The following is a 19,064-nucleotide window of genomic DNA, read 5'->3' as shown; positions in this document are numbered from 1 at the left end:
ACCCGGGGGCCGCCCGCGGACCTATCCTCGGTATCGGGTCGGTCGCATGCGTCACCCGATGCTTCGCCGGCCGGCCGGCGAGGCGGTGCGGAATGACCGATGCCACGGTTCCCGGTACCGCCGCGCCGCTGTCGGGAAAGCAACGGGTCCTCGCGCTCCTGCTCGCGATGGCGATGTTCGTGCTGGTCGTCGACACGTCGGTCATGAACGTCTCGATCTCGGCCGTCGTCCGAGACCTGGGGACGACCGTCAGCGGGGTGCAGTCGGCGATCGCGCTCGAAGCCCTGGTGTCAGCGGCGTTCATCCTGATCGGCGGCAAGATCGGCGATCTCATCGGCCGGCGCCGCGCGTACGTCCTCGGTCTGCTCGGCTACGCCGTCGGCGCGATGGCGATGGTGTTCGCCCAGGGACTGACGACCGTCATCGTCTTCTGGGCCATCATCGGCGGAATCGGGGCGTCTCTCCTGTTGCCCGCGATGCAGTCCCTTGTTCACGGGAACTTTGCCGGGGACGACCAGAAGCGGGTCTACGCCCTCGTCGGCGCGGCTGCGGCGATCGCGGCGGCGGTCGGCCCGCTGCTCGGCGGATTCGTCACGACCTACCTCTCCTGGCGACTCGCGTTCCTGAGCGAGGCCGTCATCATCGCGATCGTGTTGTGCGGCATCGGACTCGTCCGCGATGTCGAGTTCACCGGACCGCGCGGCGTCGACCTCGTCGGCGCCCTGCTCTCGGTGATCGGCATGGGTGGCATCGTTCTCGGAATCCTGGTGTGGCAGGAGGGAGGGGAATCCGTAGGTGCACTGCTGGTGGTCGGGGCCGCCGCGCTCGCGGGTCTGACCTGGTGGCTGATCCGGCGGCGGCGAGCCGGTCGGCCCACCCTGCTCGACCCGGAACTGTTCCGCTCCAAGCCGTTCCGGATCGGGGTGAGTCAACAACTGCTCCAGCAGATCGCCCTGGGCGGCATCATGATCGCGCTGCCGATCTATCTGCAGATGGTCCTCGAGTACGACGCGATGCAGGCCGGCCTGTCATTGGCGCCCTTGTCGCTCAGCATGTTCGCGGTGGCGCTGCTCGCCGGCCGGAAGGCGGGCGAGCGGCCCGCGTCGACCATCGTCCTCCTCGGCTTCGCGCTTCTCACCGCGGGTATCGCCGTGCTGATCCCGATCGTGCCCCGCGCCGAATTCGGTTGGGGACTGATCATTCCGCTCCTGGTGGCCGGATCCGGGCTGGGACTGCTCGTCTCCCAACTCAACGACTACACGCTGGGGCCGATGAGCGAAGAACGGGTGAGCGAGGCGGCCGGAACGAACTCCGCCGCCGGCTCGTTCGGACTCTCCTTCGGCCTGGCCTGTGCGGGTGCGGTCCTGCTGGCGTCTCTCGCGTTCGGGTTCACCGCCGAGTCGGAATCGAGCACCGTTCTGGAACCTGCTGAGCAGCAACGTGTCGCGCAGGTGCTCGACGACGACGCGCAGGTCATGAGCAACTCCCGACTGTCAGAGCTGCTCGCCGGACAACCACCGGACGTCCGCGCCGAGATCATCCGGATCAACACCGACGTCCGTCCGGTGGCGTTGCAGGTGGCACTGGTGATCCCGCTGGCCGCGGGTGCACTCGGGACCCTGAACGCGTTGCGCATGCGGCGCACGGGTTGAGATGACGTGGCGGTGTCGCGCCGGAACGTCGATGCTGTGGGGGTGAACGCCCCGAGTGAATCCGTCGCCGAACCGATGCACGCCGCGATCCAGCGGCGTACCGTCGTCCTGCTGTGCCTGGTCCAGGTCCTGGGTGGCGTGTCCATGGGCGGGGCACTGGCACTCGGCGCGATCCTCGGTGAGGAACTGTCCGGGACCGAGTCGCTGGCCGGATTGCCGGCCACGGTGCTGACTCTCGGTGCCGCGGCGGCCGGTCTGCCGCTCGCCGCGCTGGCATCGGCGCGGGGGCGGCGACCTGCGCTCACCACCGGTCTGCTCGTGGCCGCCACGGGTGCCCTGATCGTGGCCTTCGGCGTGGATCAGGGCCGGTTCCTGCTGATGCTCGCCGGGATGATCGCACTTGGTTCGGGCACCGCGGTCAGCCTCCAGGCGCGTTTCGCGGCAACGGATCTGGCCGCACCGGAGACCCGCGGACGAGACCTGTCGCTGGTGGTGTGGATGACGATGGTCGGCGCCGTCGTCGGCCCCGCGTTGGTGCCGCTGGGGGCGACGGTCGCGGGATGGGTCGGGATGGCCGACATGGCAGGTCCGTTCCTGCTGGGTGCCGTCGGATGCTTGTGTGCCGCAGCAGTACTCCTCGTCGGACTGCGGCCCGACCCGCTGATCGAGGCCAATCGTGGGACTCCGAAGTCGACGTCGAGACCGTCTCTGGCGGATGGGTTCTCGGCGATCGTGCAATCCCCCTCCGCCCGAGCTGCGTTGGCGGCGGTGGTCTCGGCACACGCGGTGATGGTCGGGGTGATGGCTCTGACGCCCGTCCACATGCACCACGGTGGCGCGTCGGTGACTCTCGTGGGGTTGTCGATCAGCGCTCACATCGCCGGGATGTACGCGCTCTCGCCGGTCATGGGCGTCCTCGCCGACCGGGTTGGACGCGTGCCGGTGATACTCGGTGGCCAGGCGATGCTCGTGGTCAGTTGTGTCCTCGGGTTCGTCTTCGTCGACTCCCAGGCAGGCCTGGTCGCCGCGCTGGTCGTGCTGGGCATCGGATGGTCGGCGTCCACGGTTGCCGCGTCGACGCTGCTGACCGATGCCGTCGACGTGACGAGACGCGCTGCTGCACAGGGTGTCTCGGACACGTCGATGAGTCTCGCGGGTGCCGGGGCGGGCGCGCTCGCCGGGGTCGTGGTGGGAGCTTTCGGCTACGCGACTCTCGTCCTCGGTGCCGGGACGATCGCTGTCGTCACCGCGGTATACGTCGTCGTCGACGGTGCGCGCGGGCGACGACAGGCGGCGATGGCCTAGAGTTCGAGCGACGGCAGTGCCGAGGGCGTGAACGAGGCGGCCGATGAGTAGTCCGTGAAAGGTACCCCGGTCGTCGGGGGTCGAGGAACAGGAAAAGATGACCTTCTCCGAACAGCCCATCCGTGATCAGGCCGTACCGCCGAGCTGGCACAGCCGGTTCGCCTTCTACGACGCCTACGGACCGCCCGCCGACCCGCCCGCCCGAGAGGCGATGAAGCGGCTGTCATTCGGGCAGCGCGCGCGGCTCGCGTTCAATCCACTGGCGTTCTTCTTCGGACCGATCTACTTCGCCGTGAAGGGTATGTGGCGCAAGGGTCTGATGCTGTTCGCACTGACGCTCGTGTTCAACTTCGTGCTGTTGACCCTGAATGTCCCGAGCAGCTTCGACCTGGCCATCGCGTGTGGTGTCGGTGCGCTGTACGCGACGACCGCGAACTACGCGTGGTACCTGCACGTCCGGAACGACAACCGGTCGTGGAACGTCTTCGAGGGCATGGGGCGCAGTAAGAGCTGACCGCGGATCGACTCACCGTGGTCGGATGCGCGGAGCAGTGTGTCCCGGGTCGGCGGCAATGGATAGGCTCGGAGTCATGAGCGACTCCGACGATGCCGTTCCCACACACCCCGCCTACGGGGTGCTGCGGGAGGTCACGCCCTTCGCCTCGGTTCTGTTGTGCGACAACTCGGGGATGATGGAACTCGACGGCACCAACACCTACGTGTTGCGGGCGCCGGGCAGTGACGAGTGCGTCGTCGTCGACCCCGGTCCGCCGAAGTACAAGCACCACGCACGACGCCTCGCCGAACTGCCCGGGGTCGCACTGACCCTCATCACCCACCGGCATTTCGACCACACCGGTGGGGTCAAGCGTCTCCACCAGCGCACCGGTGCGCCCGTGCGCGCACGTCTCGACAAGTTCTGCCGGAACGCCGAACCCCTACGCGACCGCGAGGTCATCGAGATCGCGGGGCTGCGGATCACCGTGCTGCACACACCCGGACACACCGGCGACTCGGTGAGCTTCCTCGTCGAGCACGACGACCAGCGCGCGGTGCTGACCGGAGACACCATCCTGGGAAGTGGCACGACCGTACTGGACCCCAGCGACGGTGGGCTGCGCGACTACCTGAACTCCCTCAACCGGCTGATCGTCGAAGGTGACGGTGCGGCACTGCTTCCCGCACACGGCCCCGATCATCCCGATCTCGTGCCGGTCGCCCGGTTCTACAAGGCCCACCGCGAGGAGCGGATCGACCAGATCGTGGCCGCCCTCGACGACATGGGCGTGTCTCCACACGAGGCGAAGCCGATGAAGGTGGTGCGCCGGGTCTACTCCGACGTCGACAAGAAGCTCTGGCCGGCCGCGCGGATGTCGGTGAAGGCGCAGCTGGAGTATCTGCGGCACGCCTGAGGGCCGCAGAGTCGTGACTTCGGCGCAGGGGCGCTACCTGTGGATAGCGCACCTGGCCTCAGGTAGCGCTTTTGGACAAACGCAAGAACCGCTCGTCCCCGGAGGAACGAGCGGCTCTTACGTTTGTCGTACTCGCTCCCCGAGGAACGAGCGAAGCAAGGGTCAGCGGGCGCGGCGCGCCAGACGCTCGGAGTCGGCGATCAGGACGCTCTTGCCCTCGAGGCGCAGCCAGCCGCGCTGGGCGAAGTCGGCGAGTGCCTTGTTCACGGTCTCGCGCGAGGCGCCGACCAGCTGGGCGATCTCTTCCTGGGTCAGGTCGTGGGTGACGCGCAGGGCGCCGCCCTCCTGCGTGCCGAAACGCTGCGCGAGCTGCAGGAGCTGCTTCGCGACGCGACCGGGCACGTCGGTGAAGATCAGGTCGGCGAGGTTGTTGTTGGTGCGGCGCAGACGACGCGCGAGCACGCGGAGCAACTGCTCCGCGATCTCGGGACGGTCCTTGATCCACGCGCGCAGGGCGTCACGGTCCATCGACACCGCGCGGACCTCGGTCACCGTCGTCGCCGACGAGGTACGGGGGCCCGGGTCGAAGATGGAGAGCTCGCCGAACATGTCCGACGGTCCCATGATCGTCAGCAGGTTCTCGCGACCGTCCGGGGAGCGACGGCCGACCTTCACCTTGCCGGACATGATGATGTAGAGCCGGTCACCGGGCTCGCCTTCATGGAAGATCACGTGTCCACGAGGGAAGTCAACGGGCTGAAGCTGCTTGGTCAGCGCCGCGACGGCAGAAGGCTCGACACCTTGAAATATGCCTGCCCGCGCCAGTACTTCTTCCACCTAGGGAACCTTTCTCGAAATCTTTGCTACAGCCACGTGTGAGATCGCGCCCTTGGATACGCTACCCCGCGAACCAGCATATGTGTTGAATGGGTCACTGACGGCGCATTACGGGTGTGTCTGACGGACTAGATGCGGCGATTCGACGATCATCGGCCGCCGATGGGCTGTCGACACCGAGAAAGAGGCGTCGGGAACGGTGTGCGCTTGCTGCTCGCGGATCAGCTGGCCCGCTGCGGCGAGGCGGCGTGCTCGGCGGATGCCGGATCGTGGTCGAAGCGATGGAACCGCAACTCGTGCAGTTCGGCGGGCGCGGAACCGTGCGGTGGCTTGCCGGCGTTCTGGGACCCCGTGCGGTCGATGAATTCGTCGACCTCGTCGTTCGAGACGGACACGCGGTCGACCCGGGCCTGCAACTTGTCCATGCCCATGGCGAAGAGCATGAGTACAGCCGGGAACAGCAGTGCTGCGAGACCATGCATGGGGACAAGTAAACACAATCGACCCCGCAGAATCCTCATCGGACAAGGCGACGTCACTGACTTGTTACCTGACCGTAGGTTGCGTCCCTTATTTCGCCCGATTGAGCCGGGTAGCTCACACCGGAACCGGAGCAACGCCCTTGACCTGCGGTGATGGGCTCGGGCGTGCGGGTCGGGGCGGTCACCGACGGCCGTGGTGAGCGGAGTTCGTGCAGGACATCGCTAACCTGAATCACGTGAGCGCACGTAAGGCTGCGTCCGTGGGTCAGGCCCCGGCCCGCAAGCAGGAGACCCACCTCGGGCTGGTCCGACGCGCGCGCCGGATGAACCGCACCCTCAAGGTCGCGTTCCCGCACGTGTACTGCGAACTCGACTTCACCAACCCGCTCGAGCTGTCGGTCGCCACCATCCTGTCGGCTCAGTGCACCGACGTGCGGGTCAACCAGACCACCCCGGCGCTGTTCGCGAAGTACCGCACCGCCCGCGACTACGCCGAGGCCGACCGCACCGAACTCGAGGAGATGATCCGCTCGACCGGCTTCTACCGGAACAAGGCGAACTCGATCATCGGACTCGGCCAGGCCCTCGTCGAGCGGTACGACGGTGAGGTCCCGAACAAGTTGAAGGACCTGGTGTCACTGCCCGGGTTCGGCCGCAAGACGGCCAATGTCGTTCTCGGAAACGCGTTCGGGGTCCCGGGGATCACCGTCGACACGCACTTCGGTCGCCTGGTCCGACGCTGGCAGTGGACCGAGGAAGAAGACCCGGTGAAGGTCGAGCACGCCGTCGGTGAACTGATCGAACGCAAGGAGTGGACCGACCTGTCCCACCGCGTGATCTTCCACGGTCGGCGTGTGTGCCATGCCCGCAAGCCTGCGTGTGGGGTCTGCATCCTCGCCAAGGACTGCCCGTCGGTGGGCACGGGTCCGATGGACAAGGCCGAGGCGGCCGCACTGGTCAAGGGCCCCGAGACCGAGCACCTGCTCCGACTGGCGGGACTCGCCGCCCCGTGAACGACAACGCCACCGAACCGGCGACCCCGCAACCCGCCGATTCCCCCGAACCCCCCGCGCCGCCGACCTCTCGCTTCCCGGCCGCTGCGCGCTGGACCCTCGTCTTCGTCATCGTGATGATCGCGCTCATCGTCGCGATCTGGCCCCGCGGCGACGCCCCTTCGCCGACCACCGGGTCGCCGCCGTCGGTCAGCGGGCCACGCCCCTTCGACGCGCCGGTCGACGAGGCCCGCGTGGCGCAGGCACGGGCCGACGCAGAGCTCGCCGACTGCCCGGTCACGGGCCTGCCGGAGAACCCGGACTCGGTGCTGGCCGGCATCGTCGAACCGTGTCTGGGGACCGGCGCGCCGTACGACCTCGGCGCTGCCACCGCGGGAAAGCCCCTCGTCGTCAATGTCTGGGCGCAATGGTGCGGCCCCTGCAAGACAGAGTTGCCGTACTTCGAGGAGTTCGCCGCTCGTGCCGGCGACCGCGTCACGGTGCTGGCACTCCATGCCAAGGAAGGCGGGACCAACCCGTTCTTCCCGCTGACACTGCTCACCGAGATCGGAGTTCGCTTGCCGTCCGTGCTCGATCCCGACGGCCGGGTGGCCGCCGCCATCACCGCGCCACGGGTCTTCCCGTCGACCGTCTTCCTGCGTCCCGACGGCACGATCGCCAAGGTGTACCCCGGAGTGTTCGACAGCCCGCAGGAGATCGCCGACGCGGTCGAGGAGTACCTGGGCGTGACCGTATGAGCAACGACTCGCACGTCGGCCCGCTCGTGCATCCCGACGAGATCCCGCCGTGGATGCATGCGATGACCGGCGACGTCGGCGCTGTCTCCGAGAGCGTCAACAATCGGGGCGGGGACCGGACCCGTTGGGCCCAGATGTTCCGGCGCGACCGCCGCGCAGCCGCGGTCCTGGTTCTGTTCTCCGGTTCCTGGGAGGCCGCCGACGATCATCCCGGCGGCGTTCCCGCCGACGCCGAGGTGCTCCTGACCGAACGTGCGTCGACCCTGCGTCAGCACAGCGGACAGGTCGCCTTCCCCGGAGGTGCTGCTGATCCGGGCGACGACTTCCCGGTAGGCACCGCACTGCGCGAGGCGCGTGAGGAGACCGGTCTCGACGCGTCGGGTGTGCACATCGTGGCAAACCTGCCGACCTTCCCGGTTCCGCCGTCGGGCTTCGACGTCGTGCCGGTGATCGGCTACTGGCGCGAGCCGAGCGAGGTCAGGGTCGTCGATCCGGGTGAGACCGCCCGCGTCGACCGCATCAACCTGCGTGAGCTCCTCGCTCCCGAGAACCGCTTCCAGGTGCGTCGTTCGGTGATGGGCGGCCGCCTCTATCAGGGTCCGGCCTTCTTCGTCGACGGTCTGCTGGTCTGGGGCTTCACCGGCGGACTCATCGCGGCCATCAGCGATGCATCCGGCTGGGACCGCCCCTGGGACAAGAACGATGTCCGACCGCTCGACGAGATGATCGAACGTGCGGGCAACCGTCAGGAGTCGGGTTTCAGCGCGGTCCATCCGCGTGGGACCACCGACCCCGACGCCCACGCCGGACCCGGTGCGAACTGATGACCGGGTCCGCGTGGGTCGACGTCATCGTCATCGGCATCGCGCTCCTCGCCGCGATCAGCGGCTACCGGTCCGGTGCGGTCGCCTCGGCGCTCGCGTTCATCGGCGTCGCGCTCGGGGCGGTCGCGGGACTGCTCCTTGCGCCGCATCTGATCGAGCGTTTCGACGACCTGCAGGTCCGGGTGCTCGTCGGGATTGCCGTGCTCGTCGTGCTGGTGGTCATCGGTGAGGTGGCCGGCATGGTGTTGGGCCGGGCCGCGCGAGGCGGCATCCGGTCGCCGGGACTGCGGGCCATCGACAGTGGCGTCGGTTCGATCCTGCAGGTCGTGGCCGTGCTCCTGGCCGCGGGACTGCTGGCGATCCCGTTGCGCGGTTCCGCCGACCCGGCCATCGCCGGGGCGGTACGCGACTCCAAGGTCCTGACCGGCGTCGAGGTGCTGTCGCCGCAGTGGGTCAACGATCTGCCCGGCGATTTCAAAGCGCTCCTCGACAGTTCCGGGCTTCCCAAGTTCCCGTTCGTGAGCACGCCGTCGACCAATGTCGACCCGCCCGACCCGGCGCTGGCCGACCTGCCCGTGGTCCGCCAGGCGCGTCCGAGCGTCGTCAAGATCGAGGGTGTCGCGCCGAGCTGCCGCCAGGCCCTCGAGGGCAGCGGCTTCGTCGTCTCGCCCGAGCGCGTGATGACCAACGCCCACGTGGTGGCCGGCACCGAACGCCTCGAGGTCGAGACCTCCACCGGGGCACGGCTCCCCGCGAAGGTCGTCCTCTTCGACAGCGACACCGACATCGCCGTCCTCGACGTCCCCGGCCTCCGCGCGCCCGCACTGAGATTCGCCTCGCGGCCGGCGTCGACCGGCGACGACGCCATCGCGCTCGGCTTCCCCGAGGCCGGGCCGTTCTACGTCAGCCCGCTGCGTGTCCGGTCGACGTTCAACCACACCGGCGACGACATCTACCGGACCGGTCAGGTCACGCGTGAGGTCTATGCCGTGCGCGGATCGATCCGGCAGGGCAATTCCGGTGGACCGCTGCTCAACTCGGACGGCGAGGTGCTCGGGGTCGTGTTCGGTGCGGCGGAGAACGTGGCCGACGAGACCGGCTTCGTGCTCACCGCCCGTCAGGTGCGCGCCGACTTCGACGAATCCGAGCGACGAAGCGAGCGGGTGAGTACCAAGAGGTGCGTGCTGGCCTGATCCGCCGCGCCTTCTCGGTGGCCACGTCGTTGGTCGCCTCCGGTTCGGTCCGGAGGAACTCGAGGATCGCCTCGGTCACCGCCGAGGGCTGCTCCTGGTGCACGAAGTGCCCGCTGCCCTCGATCTGCCGGTAGGTCTGGTGCGCCGCCCACCGACGGCCGTCGGCGATGGCGTCGCTGAGGATGTACGGGTCGTCGCGGCCGCGCAGGGCGAGGACCGGCAGGTGTAGCCGCTGGTCCATGAGCTCCATGAAACGCAGTCCGTCGGGCCGGAACTGGGAGCGGAACGCCCAGCGTCGGTACTCCAGACTGCAGTGCGCGACGTAGGGGATCAGCATCGCCGACCGGTTCAGTTCGACGGTCTGCGCGTAGTCGGGTCCGGAGCGCCAGGACGACGACGAACGCTGCGCGAAATAGTCTGCGATGAACGCCGCGTCGTCCCGGGTGACCTGTCGTTCGCCGACGCGCGGGATCTGGTTGCGCAGGAAGAGGTTCAGGAACTGTTCCCGCTGAGCCCGGTCACGCAGCGCGCGTCGACGCAGTGCCCGCGGGTGAGGCGACGCGACCACGACGATCCGGTCGACGACGCGGGGATGCAGGGTGGCGGTCGCCCAGCAGACCAGTCCGCCGTCGGAGTGGCCGATGAGTGTGGCGCTGGTGTGCCCGAGGGCGCGGACGAGACCGTTGGTGTCACCGGCCAGGGTCCAGCCGTCGTAGCCGCGAGGCGGTTTGTCGGTGTCGCCGTAACCGCGGAGGTCGACCGCGACGGCCCGGAAACCGGCCTCGGTGAGCGCGGTCAGCTGGTGTCTCCAGCTCCACCAGAACTCGCCGAAGCCGTGGAGCAGCAGTACGAGCGGTCGGTCGCCGGCGGGAACCCCCGCCGGTTCGACCGCGTGGAATCGGACACCGTTGGCGCGGACGTCGAGGTGCTCCCAGTCGCCGGGAAGACGAACGCTCGACGGGTCAGGTGCCTCGCTCAAGACTCACCCCTCGCGGGCGGGAGGGATCCTCGGGTGCGCCGGGGCCTGCGGATGGCCGGGGCCGCGGTGGGGCAGCACCGTCGACAACTCGTTGACCGATTCCATCGTCTTCTTCGGTCCACGGACTTTCTTGAAGAAGATGTAGCCGACGAACGCCGCGATGCAGGTGACCACGACGAGGATCAGGAAGACGATCAGGAACGCCAGCCAGCGCCACACGAACTCGTCGAGCAGTTCGGCCAGGAAGAAAAAGAAGAAGAAGCTGGAGTACAGCGCCATCACGCCGGCGACGATCAGCAGACCCGTACCCGCGCCGGCCTTCTTGGCCTCACCGACGAGCTCGGCCTTGGCGAGGGCGACCTCGGACCGGAACAGGGTCGAGACGCTCGCGGTGGCGTCCTTGACCAGGCTCCCGATGCTCGGCTCGCCGTTGGGACCGGCGTTCGCGTCCGAGAGTGGGATCGACGGGACGGAGTCCCGGCCCGCTTCGGGCAGGCCGTGCTCGTTGGGGCTCACAGAATCCTCCGTTGTTCGGCTGATGGCCATATGTTGCCATGTGTGGGCTCACGAGGTGGCGGCCCACCCGGCGAGATGCCGGTGAAAGTCCGCCGAGAGCCCGATGCGCCGCCGGTGAACTTGTCACCGGCGGCGCATCGACGCAGTCGTTCCTGCTCCCTGAGGAGCGGGCTCGCGAGCGTCAGGACTTCTTCGAGCGGATCGCCTCGAACACCGACGGATCGACGAGCGTCGAGGTGTCGCCGAGCTCGCGACCCTCGGCCACATCCTTGAGCAGGCGGCGCATGATCTTGCCCGAACGCGTCTTGGGCAGCTCCGGCACGACGTTGATCTCGCGCGGCTTGGCGATCGGGGAGATCTCCACCGACACCTGCATGCGGAGCTCGGCGATCAGCTCGTCGCCGGTGTTCTCGACGCCCTCGCGGAGGATGACGAAGGCGACGATGCCCTGGCCGGTGGTCTCGTCGGCGGCGCCGATGACCGCGGCCTCGGCCACACCGGAGTGCCCGACGAGGGCCGACTCGACCTCGGCGGTGGAGATGCGGTGGCCGGACACGTTCATCACGTCGTCGACGCGGCCGAGGACCCAGAGGGCGTGGTCCTCGTCGTAGCGGGCGCCGTCACCGGCGAAGTACCAGCCCTGCTCGGCGAAACGCGACCAATAGGTGTCGCGGAAGCGCTCCTCATCGCCCCAGATCCCGCGCAGCATCGCCGGCCACGGCTGATCGAGGACGAGATAACCCTGCTCGCCGACGCCGACGGGGTTGCCCTGGTCGTCGACGATGTTCGCGCTGATGCCGGGCAGCGGCTTCATCGCCGAGCCGGGCTTGGTCGCGGTCACGCCGGGAAGCGGCGAGATCATGATCGCGCCGGTCTCGGTCTGCCACCAGGTGTCGACGATCGGTGCCTTGCCACCGCCGATGACCTCGCGGAACCACCTCCACGCCTCGGGGTTGATCGGCTCGCCGACGCTGCCGAGCAGGCGGACCGACGACAGGTCGTGGGCCTCGGGGATCTGCTGGCCCCACTTCATGAACGTGCGGATCAGCGTCGGGGCGATGTAGTAGATCGTGACGCCGTACTTCTCGATGATCTCGAAGTGGCGATGCTCGTTGGGGGAGTTCGGGGTGCCCTCGTAGACCACCTCGGTGGCGCCGTTGGAGAGCGGCCCGTAGACGAGGTACGAGTGGCCGGTCACCCAGCCGATGTCGGCGCCACACCAGAAGACGTCGCGGCCTTCCTTGTGGTCGAAGACGTAGTGGAAGGTGTAGCTGACCTGGGTCAGGTAACCGCCCGAAGAGTGGACGATGCCCTTGGGCTTGCCGGTGGTGCCGGAGGTGTAGAGCAGGAACAGCGGGTGCTCGGAGTCGAAGGCCTCCGGTTCGTGGACGTCGGACTGCTGGTCGACGGTGTCCTCCCACCAGACGTCGCGTCCCTCGACCCAGTTCAGGTCGGGGTCGTGATTGGTGCGACGCACCACGAGGACCTTCTCGACCGACTTCGCGGCGTCGTCGCCGGTGCCCAGCGCCTCGTCGACGTTGGTCTTGAGGGGGGCGGGCTCGCCGCGTCGGTACTGACCGTCGGTGGTGATGACGAGCTTGGCCTCGGCATCGTCGACGCGGGAGCGCAGGGCGCCCGAGGAGAAGCCCGCGAACACGACGGAGTGGGTGAGGCCGAGGCGCGCGCAGGCGAGCATCGAGATCAGGGCCTCGGGGACCATCGGCATGTAGATGGCGACGCGGTCGCCGGCCTGCAGGCCGATGGAGGTGAAGTAGTTGGCCGCCTTGCTGACCTCGGTGAGCAGCTGGCTGTAGGTGAGGTCGCGGGTGTCGCCGGGTTCGCCGACCCAGTGGATGGCGACGCGATCGCCCTTGCCCGCGGCGACGTGCCGGTCCACGCAGTTCACGGAGACGTTGAGCTTGCCTCCGACGAACCACTTCGCGAACGGTGCGTTCGACCAGTCGAGGGTGTCGGTGAAGTCGGTGGCCCAATCGAGTCGACGCGCCTGCTCCGCCCAGAACTCGAGTCGGTCCGCGTCTGCACGGTCGTAGATCTCGGCGTTGGCGTTGGCCTGCGCGGCGAACTCTTCGGATGGCGGGAACGCCTGGACGGTGGTGGAGGACATCAGTGAAATGAGCCTTTCGCTTCTCGACGGCGGATCAACCCAGAGTAAAGGTGACACGACGGGATGACGGATCGCTGGTGTGAGCGTAGTCACGCCACGTTGCAACGGGGTACCGGTGCTCCGATGAGCGTGGTCGATTCGCGACGAGCGGTGGCTCTTTCGCGACGAGCGGTCGTCACCCATTGTTCACGCATGACCGCGGCCTTGTTCAGGCGCCCGCAAGAATGGGCGGAGGGCGAATATTCGAAACCATCACTAACAATAAGTGTCGTCATGGTTCGTTCGTGAGGCCTTTCGATCATCGACCGGTTGGACTACATCGATGTCCGGGTTGGAGCGAGGCGCCGTGGGTATGGTCCGACCGGGGTCGGGGGAGCACGCGACGAGTTCGCGCAACTATCGTCAGGGCGTGACCAACGATCCTTTGGCTCCTCTGCTGGACCTCCCCGGCGTGGCCGACGCTGCCGATCGAGCGCGTGACGCGCTGTCCGCGGTGCATCGGCACCCCGCCAACCTGCGCGGATGGGACAAAACGGCCACCGAGGCGTCGTGGCGGGCGGGCCGGTCGTCGGCTGCGATCGACGGCGGAAGCGTGGAACTACGCCGCGACGGGGACTTCGACGATCCGATTCTCGCGGGGGCGATGCGCGTGTCGCAGGCCCTCGACGGTGAATCGCTCGAGACCCTCACCGGCGTGATCCGACGCGCCCCTGCTCAGGCACTCGCTCGTTTGCACACGCTCGCCGCCGCCGACCTCGTCGCGAATCCCGACGAGCTGGGCCGCCCGCGACCCGAGACGGATGTGGCGAATCGTCTCGATCTGTTGGGGCAGTTGATAACCGGTGCCACGTCGGTGCCGGCGCCGGTGCTCGCCGCGGTGGTGCACGGCGAGCTTCTCGGGCTCCAGCCCTTCCCGACTGCGAACGGAGTGGTCGCGCGTGCCGTGTCCAGGCTCGTGGGCGCCGCGACGGGACTCGACCCGCATTGTCTGGGGGTCCCGGAGGTCACCTGGTTCAAGCGCGCGGGTGAGTATCGGTCGCTGGCGGCGGCCTTCGCCTCGGGTGGTCCGGACGGGTTGCGGGACTGGCTCGTGTTCTGTTGCGAGGCGCTCGAAGCCGGTGCGGCGGAGGCGAAGTCGATTGCCGATGCGGCGCGGGCGGGGTAGTTCGAACCGACCCCGGACAACACTGCGGGCGGCCTCCCTGTCGTTACCGACGAGGTTGCCGCCCGCGTAGCACGGACTCAAGTTACCAAGCGTGCTTGGTGGGTTGTGGTCACCGCCTCGGCGATTGAACGCGGGTCAGGTCGCCCGTACCGTCCACGTGCGGCCATCTTCAAGGCCATTCTCCCCGGGCTCCTCGCCGGCGGGGGGAAGGCAGTGGCGCAACTAATGTGGCGGTCGTTTCTCCTGCCGCGATTTCGCAGGCGCACAACGCTTTTGCCTTTATGCGGCGTGCTCCGCGTGGGTGCTTGCCGCCCGTGCTGGGAAGTGCTCGGAGCGGGGACTCGGTCCTTCTCTTCCGGATCGGGCTTGGCCCTCCGAACTTCCGTACCACTGTTGTACACCGTGATCGCGGTCACATCAAGTGATCGGTGTCCAAATGTTGAACGACTTCCCGGAATCGACGGGAAGTACTGCGGGGCAGGGTATTCGCGATCCGAGACGGTGCTGTCCGGCGCGCGGCGTGCGGTGGCCGGCGTGTCGCGACGCGGGTCTCGGGGTCCCGATGGGTTCCGGGTTCGTCATGACGATCCGACCTTCGGGGTCGTCCGCAACCCCGGCGGACGGCCCGGATGTCCGAGATTCACCAACTGCAAGTTTCCTTGAGAAAATGTGTTAGCTGTAGCGCTGTGTATAAGCCTCGTCGGTCTCCCGAGGATCAGAACGGACATTTGCGAAGAACGATTGTTGTACTTGCAAAGAATCAGAAGCCGTGTGTATAGTCGTCGGTACCCGGTTCTGATACCGGCGCGTTTCAGCCCGACCCCCCGGGGCTGAAACGCGACAACCCCGGCCTCCTCCCCCCCTGGCCGGGGTTGTCTTCTATCTAGGGGAAGCCTCCGCCTTTGCGGACATTCGTTCACTGCCAGTTGTAGTCTGCTCGGCCATTGTCCTGTGGATTCTTTCCACAGCCCGCCGACGATGTCCACAGAGGCCGCGAGCGGGCTCCTGAGGGACCTTCTCCGCCTCATCATCGACGCCATGCCCGATGATCTGCTCGTTCTCGTCGACCCGGATCTGTATGACGACGTCGCCCGCTGCGCGGCGGCCGCCGGATATCGCACCGTCGCCGCCCGGCCCGACGACTGTCGCCGTGAATGGCTCACCAGCCGCGCCGTGGTGGCCGATCCGGCGGCGATCGCCGTCCTCACTCTGATACATCCACCGCGTCGCGACGGTCTGATCCTCGTCAGTGCGGAGGAACCGCGAGCCGACACCTGGCGGATGGCGATGGACCTCGGGGCCACCGACGCGGCCGCGCTGCCGTCCGACGAGAATCGCCTGGTCAGATCGTTGACCGACGTCCGCGTACCGCGCCGCCGGCCCGCGGGTGTCCTCGCGGTGATCGGCGCACATGGTGGAGCCGGCGCATCGACGCTGGCCGCGGCGGTGGCTCTCACCAGCGTCGGGAACGGATCGTCCACCCTGCTCCTCGATCTCGACGACGTCGCGCCCGGTGCCGACCTGCTGCTCGGGATCGAGCAGCGCCCGGGCTTGCGCTGGCAGGACCTGTCGCTGGACGGAGGCGTCGTCGGTGGCACGGCGTTGCACCACGCCCTGCCACGTGCCGGGAGTGGTCTCGCGGTGTTGACCTCGGAACGTCTCCCCACGCGGGCGCCGGGCTCTGACGCGGTGGCCGCGGTCATCGACGCAGGTCAGGCCCACGGAGATCTTGTGGTGGTCGACCTTCCGCGCGCCGACACCCCGGTCGTCCGTACAGCGATCGCTTCGGCGGATCTCGTCGTGCTGGTCTCCGCCCCGTCGGTCGGTGGCTGCGCCGCGGCACGTCGGGTGGTCGGCCGGCTCATCGGTGACGAGGTCTCCGTCGAACTCGTGGTCCGGGGTCCGTCACCGGGTGGTCTGCGGCCCGCGCAGGTCGCCGACGCGATCGGGGTCCCCTTGATCGCCGCGTATCGGCCTGACCCGCGTCTTCCGGTCCGGCTGGAGGGTGGACCGCTCCGCGTCCGACCCCGCAGTCCGCTCGGACGTGCGGCCCAAGCCGTCCACTCGAGGGTGGCAGGGCAGGGGAGAGCGGCGTGACAGTCGATCGAACTGACGACGAGCTGCTCGAACGCGTCCGGTCTCGGCTGGCCTCAGATGCCGCGGAACCGAGCCCGGCGGTGATCGCCGAGGCGATCCGTGCCGAGGCCGGCGGTGTCCTGGGCGACACCGACCTCCTCGCGGCACTCCGTTTCCTTCAAACGGAGCTCACCGGCGCCGGAAAGCTGGAGGCACTGCTCGCCGAACCAGACATCGCCGACATCCTCGTAGCCGGTCCCGACGACGTATGGGTGGACCGCGGACGCGGACTCGAGCCGGCGACGATCCGCTTTCCCGACGAGGCATCGGTCCGGCGCCTGGCGGGACGTCTCGCGCTGAGCGCCGGACGTCGCCTCGACGACGCGCAACCGTGGGTCGACGGCCAGCTGTCCGACGTCGGCCGGCGCGGATACACGGTGCGACTACACGCGATCATCCCGCCGCTCGCCGCCGACGGCACCTGTATATCGTTGCGGGTGCTGCGTGCAGCGTCGAAGGACCTGCCGAGTCTGATCGCCGGCGGCGCCATCCCGGCAGAGGTGGTCGGGATCATCGGTGACATCCTCCGACACCGCTTCTCCTTCCTGGTCATCGGCGGCACGGGCTCCGGAAAAACGACGCTGCTGAACGCGCTGATCGGCGAGATGAACACTCGTGAGCGGCTCGTGTGTGTCGAGGACGCCCTCGAGCTCGCGCCCCGCCATCCCCAAGTGGTTCGACTCGTGGCACGCGCGGCGAATGTCGAAGGCGTGGGCGAGGTTCCGGTGCGTGCGCTGGTGCGGCAGGCGCTGCGCATGCGGCCCGACCGGATCGTCGTCGGGGAGGTGCGAGGCGCCGAGGTGATCGACCTGCTCACCGCACTCAACACCGGACACGACGGCAGCGCCGGGACCGTGCACGCCAACTCGACCTCCGAGGTGCCGGCGCGGATGGAAGCCCTTGCCGCGCTGGGCGGGATGGGTCGCGATGCGTTGCACAGCCAGTTGGGCGCGGCCCTGCAGATGGTGCTCGGTGTCGCGCGCCGAGCGGACGGTTCACGTGGGCTCGTCGAGATCGGCGTCGTACGGCGTGCTCCTGACGGGCGAGTCGACATCGTGCCGATCTGGTTGCGAGACAGTGGTTTCACCGACCATCGACCGTTCTTCGACACGATGCTCGCCAGACATCGACCGCCCGGCGGTCGGTCCGCTGACGACCCCGGGACCTCCGCTGGTCCGCGCCGGCTGTCGGCATGATGTCCGGGATTCCGCCGATGGCCCCGGTCCTGGTGGCCCCGGTCCTGGTGGCCCTCGGGTTCGGTGTCCTGTTGTGGTCGCCGCCGCGGGCCTGGCAGCGCCTGCAGATCGTCGTGGGGAGGCCGCGCGTCACCCGATCGTCGAATCGGATGGCGTTTCTCGCCGCGGGTGCACCGGTGGCGGCCTTGGTGCTCGGTGGGCTCTCGGCCGCGGTTGCGGCGGGCATCGTCGTGGCGCTCGTGATGTGGATTCGACGACGTCGACAGGCGGAGAAGAGGTTCGATCGTCGGTTGGACGACCTGCTGCTGGCGCTGTCCCTGATGATCTCGGAACTTTCGGTCGGCGCGCCCCCGGTGCACGCCTGCGAGGTTGCGGTCGCCGAGCTCCGGCGGCGCACGGCCGACGGTGGTCGTGGCTGTTCGGAGATCGCCGATGGGCTCGAGGCGATGGCGTCGCGAGCGTCGCTCGGTGGGTCGGCGATCGCAGATCCGGAGCCGACACCGGGTTCGGAGGACGCGTCGGGGGCGGCGTCGTGGCGTCGGATCGGAGTGGCCTGGCAGACCGCCGAACAGTACGGCCTGCCGATGGTGGACACGCTGGCGGCGTTGCGGTCCGATCTGCGGTCGCGCCGCGGATTCGCCGACCGCACACGTGCCGGCCTGTCGGGGCCGCGTGCGACGGCGATGGTGCTGGCCGGTCTGCCCCTGCTCGGTATTGCACTGGGCCAGGCGACCGGCGCCGGGCCGATCCAGGTACTCCTCGGCGGTGGTCTCGGCGGCGTCCTGCTGATGGTCGGAACCGTCTTGGCCGCAGCCGGAGTCGCGTGGTCGGAACGCATCACCGGGAAAGTGCTGGCCCGTTGACCGGGGTGGCGATCGCGATGGCGTCCTTGGCCGCGGGGTTGCTGGTCTGGCCCGCGCCGCGCTGGCGGCTGTACCGGGTCGTCGACCCTCCGCCGGGCCCCGACCGCTCGCCGAGATGGCTGGGTGCGGGTCCACCGCGGGAGGATCCGTTCGCCGTGGCATCCGCCTTCGATCTGTTCGCCGTGTGCCTCCGGGCCGGGTTGCCGGTGGGTGTCGCCGCGGCGGTCGTTGCCGGCCGGGCCCCGCCGTCGCTCGCCCGGCCGCTCGCGCGTGTCGCTGACCTGCTGCAACTCGGTGCCGACCCGGACACCGCATGGGCGGCGCTGCTCGAGGATTCATCGGAGGCGAAGAGGTCGGCCGACGACCATCTCGAAGCCCTCGCGGCGCTGGCCAGACGCTCGGCCCGAGCCGGTTCGTCACTGGCGGGCGGACTCGCGGAACTGGCGGACGATGTTCGACGCCGCGCTCATGACGATGCGCTGGCCGCGGCCGAGCGCGCCGGAGTGGCGATCAGTGGTCCGCTCGGGCTGTGCTTCCTGCCTGCGTTCATCTGTCTCGGGATCGTGCCGGTAGTGGTCGGTCTGGCGTCGACGGTGCTCGGCGCGTTCTGACTGCGAGCGCGGAAGTGC

Annotated in this window: 18 protein-coding genes; 13 read left to right on the top strand and 5 right to left on the bottom strand. The window is 68.5% G+C overall.

The features are described 5' to 3' along the window. Nucleotides 1-92: 92 nt before the first annotated feature. The 4 genes from C5O27_RS02545 to C5O27_RS02530 all read left to right on the top strand — a co-directional run bounded on the left by C5O27_RS02545 (nucleotide 93) and on the right by C5O27_RS02530 (nucleotide 4,369). The gene (locus C5O27_RS02545) at nucleotides 93-1,652 is read left to right on the top strand and encodes an MFS transporter (protein ID WP_042378155.1); all 1,560 of its coding nucleotides are present in this window, start codon (nucleotides 93-95) and stop codon (nucleotides 1,650-1,652) included. Nucleotides 1,653-1,727: 75 nt separating this feature from the next. After that, the gene (locus C5O27_RS02540) at nucleotides 1,728-2,957 is read left to right on the top strand and encodes an MFS transporter (protein ID WP_231499020.1); all 1,230 of its coding nucleotides are present in this window, start codon (nucleotides 1,728-1,730) and stop codon (nucleotides 2,955-2,957) included. Between the two features lie 97 nt (nucleotides 2,958-3,054). Beyond that, a complete protein-coding gene (locus C5O27_RS02535) occupies nucleotides 3,055-3,471 on the top strand; it encodes a DUF2628 domain-containing protein (RefSeq protein WP_006359026.1) in 417 nt (138 codons plus the stop codon). A gap of 76 nt (nucleotides 3,472-3,547) precedes the next feature. Further along, a complete protein-coding gene (locus C5O27_RS02530; protein ID WP_006359027.1) occupies nucleotides 3,548-4,369 on the top strand; it encodes an MBL fold metallo-hydrolase in 822 nt (273 codons plus the stop codon). A 162-nt stretch (nucleotides 4,370-4,531) separates the two neighbouring features. On the opposite strand, the gene C5O27_RS02525 is transcribed toward C5O27_RS02530, so the two are convergent. Continuing rightward, entirely contained in the window at nucleotides 4,532-5,206 is a 675-nt protein-coding gene (locus C5O27_RS02525; protein WP_005194565.1) for a Crp/Fnr family transcriptional regulator, read from the bottom strand. A gap of 221 nt (nucleotides 5,207-5,427) precedes the next feature. Further along, the gene (locus C5O27_RS02520) at nucleotides 5,428-5,688 is read right to left on the bottom strand and encodes a hypothetical protein (RefSeq protein WP_006359028.1); all 261 of its coding nucleotides are present in this window, start codon (nucleotides 5,686-5,688) and stop codon (nucleotides 5,428-5,430) included. A 209-nt stretch (nucleotides 5,689-5,897) separates the two neighbouring features. Here C5O27_RS02520 and nth point away from each other — a divergent pair, with 209 nt between their 5' ends. The 4 genes from nth to C5O27_RS02500 are packed head-to-tail and all read left to right on the top strand — an operon-like array spanning nucleotide 5,898 to nucleotide 9,455. Continuing rightward, the gene (nth, locus tag C5O27_RS02515; RefSeq protein WP_006359029.1) at nucleotides 5,898-6,701 is read left to right on the top strand and encodes an endonuclease III; all 804 of its coding nucleotides are present in this window, start codon (nucleotides 5,898-5,900) and stop codon (nucleotides 6,699-6,701) included. After that, nucleotides 6,698-7,438, top strand: coding sequence for a TlpA family protein disulfide reductase (locus C5O27_RS02510; RefSeq protein ID WP_006359030.1), 741 nt, complete (start codon nucleotides 6,698-6,700; stop codon nucleotides 7,436-7,438). Before nth ends, C5O27_RS02510 begins: the two co-directional genes overlap by 4 nt. After that, complete coding sequence (locus tag C5O27_RS02505; RefSeq protein WP_035754726.1) at nucleotides 7,435-8,262, top strand: NUDIX hydrolase; 828 nt, start codon at nucleotides 7,435-7,437, stop codon at nucleotides 8,260-8,262. Before C5O27_RS02510 ends, C5O27_RS02505 begins: the two co-directional genes overlap by 4 nt. Continuing rightward, a complete protein-coding gene (locus C5O27_RS02500; RefSeq protein ID WP_006359032.1) occupies nucleotides 8,262-9,455 on the top strand; it encodes a MarP family serine protease in 1,194 nt (397 codons plus the stop codon). The genes C5O27_RS02505 and C5O27_RS02500 overlap by 1 nt, the downstream gene beginning before the upstream one ends. Here the strand turns inward: C5O27_RS02500 and C5O27_RS02495 are convergent. The 3 genes from C5O27_RS02495 to acs form a co-directional block, all read right to left on the bottom strand. Next, nucleotides 9,370-10,434, bottom strand: a complete 1,065-nt coding sequence (locus tag C5O27_RS02495; protein ID WP_127961837.1) for an alpha/beta fold hydrolase — start codon at nucleotides 10,432-10,434, stop codon at nucleotides 9,370-9,372. The genes C5O27_RS02500 and C5O27_RS02495 overlap by 86 nt on opposite strands. Nucleotides 10,435-10,437: 3 nt before the next feature. Then, nucleotides 10,438-10,950 (bottom strand): phage holin family protein, encoded by a 513-nt coding sequence (locus C5O27_RS02490; protein WP_006359034.1) that lies wholly within the window; start codon nucleotides 10,948-10,950, stop codon nucleotides 10,438-10,440. 181 nt (nucleotides 10,951-11,131) lie between these two features. Further along, nucleotides 11,132-13,075 (bottom strand): acetate--CoA ligase, encoded by a 1,944-nt coding sequence (acs, locus tag C5O27_RS02485; protein WP_127961836.1) that lies wholly within the window; start codon nucleotides 13,073-13,075, stop codon nucleotides 11,132-11,134. Nucleotides 13,076-13,484: 409 nt separating this feature from the next. Between acs and C5O27_RS02480 the strand changes: the two genes are divergently transcribed. The 5 genes from C5O27_RS02480 to C5O27_RS02460 all read left to right on the top strand — a co-directional run bounded on the left by C5O27_RS02480 (nucleotide 13,485) and on the right by C5O27_RS02460 (nucleotide 19,046). Further along, nucleotides 13,485-14,240 (top strand): Fic family protein, encoded by a 756-nt coding sequence (locus C5O27_RS02480; RefSeq protein ID WP_035754777.1) that lies wholly within the window; start codon nucleotides 13,485-13,487, stop codon nucleotides 14,238-14,240. Between the two features lie 1,038 nt (nucleotides 14,241-15,278). Then, on the top strand, nucleotides 15,279-16,337 hold the full coding sequence (ssd, locus tag C5O27_RS02475) for a septum site-determining protein Ssd (protein WP_035754779.1): 1,059 nt from the start codon (nucleotides 15,279-15,281) through the stop codon (nucleotides 16,335-16,337). Next, the gene (locus tag C5O27_RS02470) at nucleotides 16,334-17,572 is read left to right on the top strand and encodes a TadA family conjugal transfer-associated ATPase (protein ID WP_006359038.1); all 1,239 of its coding nucleotides are present in this window, start codon (nucleotides 16,334-16,336) and stop codon (nucleotides 17,570-17,572) included. Before ssd ends, C5O27_RS02470 begins: the two co-directional genes overlap by 4 nt. Then, a complete protein-coding gene (locus C5O27_RS02465; protein WP_127961835.1) occupies nucleotides 17,569-18,435 on the top strand; it encodes a type II secretion system F family protein in 867 nt (288 codons plus the stop codon). The genes C5O27_RS02470 and C5O27_RS02465 overlap by 4 nt, the downstream gene beginning before the upstream one ends. Beyond that, nucleotides 18,432-19,046, top strand: a complete 615-nt coding sequence (locus C5O27_RS02460) for a type II secretion system F family protein (RefSeq protein WP_006359040.1) — start codon at nucleotides 18,432-18,434, stop codon at nucleotides 19,044-19,046. Before C5O27_RS02465 ends, C5O27_RS02460 begins: the two co-directional genes overlap by 4 nt. Nucleotides 19,047-19,064: the final 18 nt, after the last annotated feature.

Source organism: Gordonia alkanivorans (assembly GCF_004011905.1).
GTDB lineage: Bacteria > Actinomycetota > Actinomycetes > Mycobacteriales > Mycobacteriaceae > Gordonia > Gordonia alkanivorans.
Note: the sequence above shows the minus strand (reverse complement) of the source record. Positions and strands in the feature narration are given on the sequence as shown.